Source organism: Pelomonas sp. KK5 (assembly GCF_001984095.1).
In the GTDB taxonomy this organism is placed as follows: domain Bacteria; phylum Pseudomonadota; class Gammaproteobacteria; order Burkholderiales; family Burkholderiaceae_C; genus KK5.
Window position 1 is genome coordinate 1 of record NZ_LYVQ01000305.1, and the last position, 6,131, is coordinate 6,131.

General features: G+C 71.4%; 7 protein-coding genes. 4 read left to right on the forward strand and 3 right to left on the reverse strand.

Annotation, left to right across the window (positions count from 1 at the left end; all coding sequences use genetic code 11):
- Nucleotides 1-1,032 (reverse strand): diguanylate cyclase (locus B0W88_RS28805; RefSeq protein ID WP_077037985.1); only part of this gene is annotated, 1,032 nt, incomplete at its 3' end.
- Entirely contained in the window at nt 1,029-2,204 is a 1,176-nt protein-coding gene (locus tag B0W88_RS28810; RefSeq protein WP_077037986.1) for a diguanylate cyclase, read from the reverse strand. The genes B0W88_RS28810 and B0W88_RS28805, both read right to left, overlap by 4 nt.
- A 63-nt stretch (nt 2,205-2,267) precedes the next feature.
- Between B0W88_RS28810 and B0W88_RS28815 the strand changes: the two genes are divergently transcribed.
- On the forward strand, nt 2,268-3,011 hold the full coding sequence (locus B0W88_RS28815; RefSeq protein WP_077037987.1) for an SDR family oxidoreductase: 744 nt from the start codon (nt 2,268-2,270) through the stop codon (nt 3,009-3,011).
- A gap of 274 nt (nt 3,012-3,285) precedes the next feature.
- Here the strand turns inward: B0W88_RS28815 and B0W88_RS28820 are convergent, their stop codons facing one another.
- Nucleotides 3,286-4,227: a septal ring lytic transglycosylase RlpA family protein gene (locus B0W88_RS28820; protein ID WP_077037988.1), complete on the reverse strand. Its 942-nt coding sequence runs from the start codon at nt 4,225-4,227 to the stop codon at nt 3,286-3,288.
- A 50-nt stretch (nt 4,228-4,277) separates the two neighbouring features.
- Between B0W88_RS28820 and B0W88_RS28825 the strand changes: the two genes are divergently transcribed.
- The 3 genes from B0W88_RS28825 to B0W88_RS28835 form a co-directional block, all read left to right on the forward strand.
- On the forward strand, nt 4,278-4,985 hold the full coding sequence (locus B0W88_RS28825) for a fumarylacetoacetate hydrolase family protein (protein WP_077037989.1): 708 nt from the start codon (nt 4,278-4,280) through the stop codon (nt 4,983-4,985).
- A 2-nt stretch (nt 4,986-4,987) separates the two neighbouring features.
- Nucleotides 4,988-5,860, forward strand: coding sequence for a carboxylating nicotinate-nucleotide diphosphorylase (nadC, locus tag B0W88_RS28830; protein ID WP_077037990.1), 873 nt, complete (start codon nt 4,988-4,990; stop codon nt 5,858-5,860).
- A gap of 3 nt (nt 5,861-5,863) precedes the next feature.
- Nucleotides 5,864-6,131: cytochrome P450 (locus tag B0W88_RS28835; RefSeq protein ID WP_144007041.1), on the forward strand; the 268-nt coding region annotated here is incomplete at its 3' end.

Here is a 6,131-nt window from a genome sequence, read left to right on the forward strand (position 1 = left end):
GCCCTGCCAGGCGAAGGCGCTCTCCTCGAGATTCATCCGCATGCGCTCGGCCACCAGCGTCGCGCCGGCCAGGTCGGTCAGCGGCAACAGCGCGCAGAACTCCTCGCCGCCCAGCCGGCCCAGCCGGTCGACCTCGCGCACGCAGAGCGAGACCACCTCCACCATGCGGCGCAGCGCCGCATCGCCGGCCGCATGGCCCAGCGTGTCGTTCAGGCGCTTGAAGTGGTCCATGTCGATCATCACCAGCGCATAGGGCATGCCGCGCCGCAGCCGCGCATGCTCCTCGCCGATCGCCTCGCCGAGCGCGCGGCGGTTGTAGGTGTCGGTCAGCGGGTCGCGGCGCGTCAGGCGCTGGATGCTGAGGATCAGGTCCATCACGATCAGGCAGACCATCGTGGCGTTCAGCACCAGGCACATCAGCAGCGTGGCCCAGAGCCAGCCGACGTTGAAGCCGCCGGCATCCCGCATGCTCCCGACCGGCGCCACCAGCAACATGCCCAGGCGCGCGACCACCAGCAGGAACACCACCACCAGCGGTGACACCAGCACCGCGCTCAGGCCGACGCGCAGCTGCTGGCGCCGCAGGCCCAGCCAGGCGTCATGGCTGGCCTGCAGCAGCAGCGCGCCCATCGCCAGGTAGAGCAGGCGCGGTTGCCAGCCGCTGCTGGCATAGCCGCCGGACAGCGACAGGCCCAGCGCCACCGGCAGCCAGATCGCCAGCGCCGAGCGCCAGGCCAGGGGCCGGCCGACGATCGCCGGCACGCTGGCGCGCAGCAGCGCGAACGCGGCCAGCCCCATCAGGTCGGAGCCCCAGCCGGAGAGCCACGCCGGCCCGTGGTCGTGCATGGCGTCGGCGCCGAGCGCCCCGGCCAGCAGCGCATTGGACAGCGCCAGGCACATCGAGGGCCGCGGCGACACGGCGGCGGCCGCGGCCATCGACCACCAGACGGCGCTGGCCGTCATCAGCATCAGCACGATCGCCATCAGCAGCGTCAGCGGATCGGCCTGCATGAAGGACAGCAGCCCGATCATCCGAAGGTCTCCCGGGCGATGCAGACGCGGTTGCGGCCCTCGCCCTTGGCGCGGTAGACCTGCTCGTCGGCCCGCGCCAGCGCCGCCTCGCCCTGCGGGTCCTCGTCCTGGCCGGCGGCCACGCCGAAGCTGGCGGTCATCTCGATGCGGCGCTCCTGCCACAGCAGCGGCTCGGCCTGCAGCGCCGCACGGATGCGCTCCGCCACCTGGGCCGCGGCGTCCAGCGTCGTGTGCGGCAGCAGCGCGCAGAACTCCTCGCCGCCCAGCCGACCCAGCTGGTCCAGCTCGCGCAGCCCCCGCCGCACGACCGTGACCAGGTGCAGCAGCGCGGCATCGCCGGCGGCATGGCCGAACTGGTCGTTGATGCGCTTGAAATGATCCACGTCCATCAGGATCAGCGCGAAGCGGTGCCCGCGGGCGCGCAGCGCCTGCAGCCGTTGCATCGCCTCGGCGATGGCGCGGCGGTTCAGCGTGTTGGTCATCGGGTCGCGGCGGGTCAGGTGCTCGATGCGGCCGACCAGGCGCCACACCAGCAGCGCCATCAGGCTCACCGAGATCGAGATCGACAGCAGCAGCCACAGGCTGCTGATCACCGGCCCCACGGCAGGGCCATGCGCCAATGCCAGCGCCAGCTGCGGGCTGCCCGGCAGCAACAGCAGCAGCCGCGTCACGCCCAGGCCCGCCATCAGCAGATAGGGCAGCACCAGCAGCCCGGTGACCCAGCCGGCAAGACCTGGCCCCGCGCCGGTGACGATGTCGCGCGCAGCCCCCAGCGCCAGCAGCACCAGCAGCGCCGACACCAGCATCGGGATGCCGATCCGTTGCCCCATCAGGCACAGCATCACCAGGCCGGCGAAGCCCACCGCCGCCAGCAGCGCGATGTCGCGCGCCCCGGTGTCCAGCCGCAGCAGCCGCCGCAGCGACAGCGCCAGCAGCAGCAGCGAGGCCAGCGCGCAGCCCTGCTCGAAGGTGGCGACGACGATCTCGGGCTGCCGGGGCAGCAGGTCATCGCAACCGATCTGGAGCACCCGGAACAGATGCGTGGCCACCATCAGCCAGCTGGCGCGCGGCGCCATGCGGAACAGGCCCGCCAGCATGGCCCAGCCGGCGGCGGCGAACAGGTTGAAGACGATGTTGACCAGCAGCAGGGTTGATGCGTCCAGCGAATCCATGAGGTCCAGTGCAACGGGAACACGGCATCATCACCGATGCCGGAGGGCTGACACAATCGTCGCATGAAGATCGCACTGATCACCGGCGCCAGCCGCGGCATCGGCGCCGCCGTGGCCCTGGCCTGCGCCGAACAGGGCTGGGACCTGGCGCTGAACTACGCGCAGGGCGCGCCGGCCGCCAACGCCCTGGCCGAGCGCATCCGCGCGCTGGGCCGCCGCGCGCTGCCGCTGCAGGCCGACGTGTCCGACGAGGCGCAGGTGCGGGCGATGTTCACCCGCATCGACGAGGAGCTGGGCCGGCTGGACGCGCTGGTCAACAACGCCGGCATCGTCGCCCGCGCCGCGCGGCTGGACGAGATGAGCGTGGAGCGCTGGCAGCGGGTGTTCGGCGTCAACGTGATCGGCACGCTGCTGTGCTCGCGCGAGGCGGTCAAGCGCATGAGCACGCGCCATGGCGGCGCTGGCGGCAGCATCGTCAACCTGTCCTCGCGCGCCGCGCAGCTGGGCTCGCCCAACCTCTATGTGGACTACGCGGCCAGCAAGGGCGCCATCGACTCGCTGACCATCGGCCTGGGCCGCGAACTGATCGGCGAGGGCATCCGCGTCAACGGCGTGCGCCCCGGCATCATCGACACCGACATCCATTCAGACGCGGCCGCGCCCGACCTGCTGCGCGCGGGCCTGGCGACGATCCCGCTGCAGCGCATGGGCACCGCCGCGGAGGTGGCGCAGGCGGTGTGCTGGCTGCTGTCCGAAGCCTCCAGCTACACGGTGGGCGCCACGCTGGATGTCACCGGCGGCCGCTGAAATAACGGTAGGGCCTGCTCACACTACGGAAATGGGTCGCGAAGGCCCGGCACGCGGGGCCAATCTAGGCGCAGACCGCCGCTCGCACTCGCGTGCGGGCAAGGGCTGCAACGACGAGTGGCCCCGCGTGCCGGGCCTTCCCGAAGGGTTGTGATCAAAAGGGCCGCATACCGCGTTGCAAATCCTCGTCGGGTACCCAACCCGACTCCGGTTTGCGCCTTGTCTGCGGCCCTTTTGATCACAACGCGACCCATTTCCGTAGTGTGAGCAGGCCCTACTTCCTCTCCACGACGACGGGTGCCAGTGCGATGGCCTGGCGGATCTTCTCGGCCGCCTGCTGCGCATCGGCGCGGGTGGCGTAGGGGCCGGCCTGCAGGCGGTTCAGCCCGCGGTCCTTGAAGATCGCCAGCAGCGGCGCCACGTCGGCCAGCTCGCGCACCAGCTTCTCGCGGAAGGCCTCGGCGCCGTCGAGCCTGGCAAAGGCGCCGAGCTGCACCCAGAAGCCCGGCGCCGCGGCCTGCGGCAGCGGTGAGGGTGTGACCGACGAAGCCGCGGGCGACGGCGGGGTGGCGGCGGCCGTCACGGTCGTGGTCTCCAGCTCCGGGGCGCCGACGGGCGGCGCGGCGGCATAGACCGGCTGGTCGACCGGCAAGCGCTCGTCCTTGTTGCTGCGCCCGCGCATCCAGGCGCCGGTGCGGATGTCCTCGTAGGTGATGCGCTCCACCTCCACGGGCGTCACGCCGCGCAGCACGTCCAGCTTCAGCGCCGCGGTGTAGCTGAGGTCGATGATGCGGCCCTTGTGGAAGGGCCCGCGGTCGTTGATGCGCACGATCACCTCGCGGCCGTTGGCCGGGTTGCGCACCCGCGCGTAGCTGGGGATCGGCATGGTCGCGTGGGCGGCCGTCATCGCATACATGTTGTAGACCTCGCCGCTGGAGGTCGGCTTGCCGTGGAACTTCTTGCCGTACCAGGAGGCGAGGCCGCGTTCGACCATCGCACGGTCCTCGACGACCGGCTCATAACGCTGGCCCTCGACGTCATAGGGCTTGTTCGGCCCGCCCGCGCGGATGCGCTCGACGCGCGGGGCGGCATCGGGCACGCGCATCAGGTCGGGCGGCGGGTGGTCTTCGGCGCCGTCACGCACCACCGGGCGGCTGGCGCACCCGGCCAGCACGGTCAGCGCCAGCAGCAATGTCCAGCAAAGCAGTCTTGTCATGGGGCGCTACCCTAAACGAAAAGCAGCGCGATGCGCCAGAATCCCCGCCCATGAGCAGCACCACCTCTTACATCTTCCCCGCGCCCGAGCAGCCCAGCGTGCCGGTGCGCGGCAGCAGCGCCCGCTATGCGGTGGCGCGGATCTTCTGCGTCGGCCGCAACTACGCCGCCCACGCCCGCGAGATGGGCAGCGACCCGGACCGCGAGCCGCCCTTCTACTTCGGCAAGCCGGCCAATGCGCTGGTCGAGTCCGGCGCGACGATCCCGTATCCGCCGATGACCCAGAACCTGCACTACGAGATGGAGCTGGTGCTGGCGCTGGGCGCCCCGCTGTTCCGCGCCACGGCCGAAGAGGCCGCCGCAGCGATCTGGGGTTATGCCGCCGGCCTGGACATGACCCGCCGCGACCTGCAGAACGCCGCCAAGGCCACCGGCCGCCCCTGGGACACCGGCAAGGGCTTCGAGAACTCCGCCGTCATCAGCGACCTGATCCCGGCCACGCAGTGCGGTGCGATGGACAAGGGTTCCATAACGCTGGAAGTCAACGGCGTCGTGAAGCAGCGCGGCGACCTCTCGGACATGATCTGGAGCAATGCCGAGATCGTGGCCAACCTCTCCCAGTTCTACCGCCTCGGCCCCGGCGACCTGATCTACACCGGCACGCCCGAAGGCGTCGGCCCGGTGGTGCCCGGCGACGAGATCACCGGCCAGATCGAAGGGCTGACCAACCTGACGCTGACGATCGGCCAGCCGCAATGACGATGACAAGCTTCGACCACAACGAGACGCTGGACGAGGCCCGCCAGCGCAATATCCGCGATGCGCTGATGGAGGACATCGGCGTCTGCGACTGGACCGCGCAGCTGGTGCCCGCGGCCCGCCGCGTGAGGGCCCATGTGCGGGTGCGCGAAGCTGCAGTGCTGTGCGGGCGCGAGTGGTTCGCCGGCGTGTTCGCCGCGCTGGACCCGGGCGCGCGCATCGAGTGGCTCTACGACGAGGGCGCCGACATGCAGGCCGACACCCTCGTCTGCCGCATCGAGGCCGACGGGCGCCAGCTGCTCTCGGCCGAGCGGCCGGCGCTGAACTTCCTGCAGCTGCTGTCCGCCACCGCCACCCAGACCCGCGGCCATGCCCGCGCGATCGAGGGTGCCAGCCCGAATCCGCGCGGCTGCGCCGTGCTGGACACGCGCAAGACCATCCCGGGCCTGCGCCTGGCGCAGAAGTACGCGGTGCGCACCGGCGGTGGCGCCAACCAGCGGCTGGCGCTCTACGCCGGCATCCTGATCAAGGAGAACCACATCGCGGCGGCCGGTGGCGTGGCCGCGGCCTTGCGCGCGGCGCAGGCGCTGAACGCGGGCGTGGACATCCAGGTCGAGGTCGAGTCCATCACCGAGCTGCAGGAGGCGCTGGGCGCCGGCGCCACCAGCGTGCTGCTGGACAACTTCACCGAGCCGATGATGCGCGAAGCGGTGGCGCTGACCGCGGGCCGCGCGCTGCTCGAAGTGTCGGGCGGCGTCGAGCTGGAACAGCTGCGCTGGATCGCCGCCACCGGCGTGGACCGGATCTCGATCGGCCGGCTGACCAAGGATGTACGGGCGGTCGATTTCTCGATGCGGGTCGAAGGCCCCGTCTGAGCCATGCTGAGCATCGCCGAGCTGCCTTCGCCGCGCGGCGTGCCCCTGCTGGGCCAGTTGCCCTTCGTCAAGCCGGCGCAGCTGCACCGGCAGCTCGAGCAGTGGGCGGCTGAACTCGGCCCGCGCTACACGGTGCGCCTGGGCGGCCCGCCGCTGCTGGTGCTGGGCGAGCACGAGGCGGTGGCCGCCGCGCTACGCGACCGGCCCGAGGGCTTCCGCCGCACGCCCAAGCTGGAGCAGATCTGGCTGGAGCTGGGCCTGCCGGTAGGCC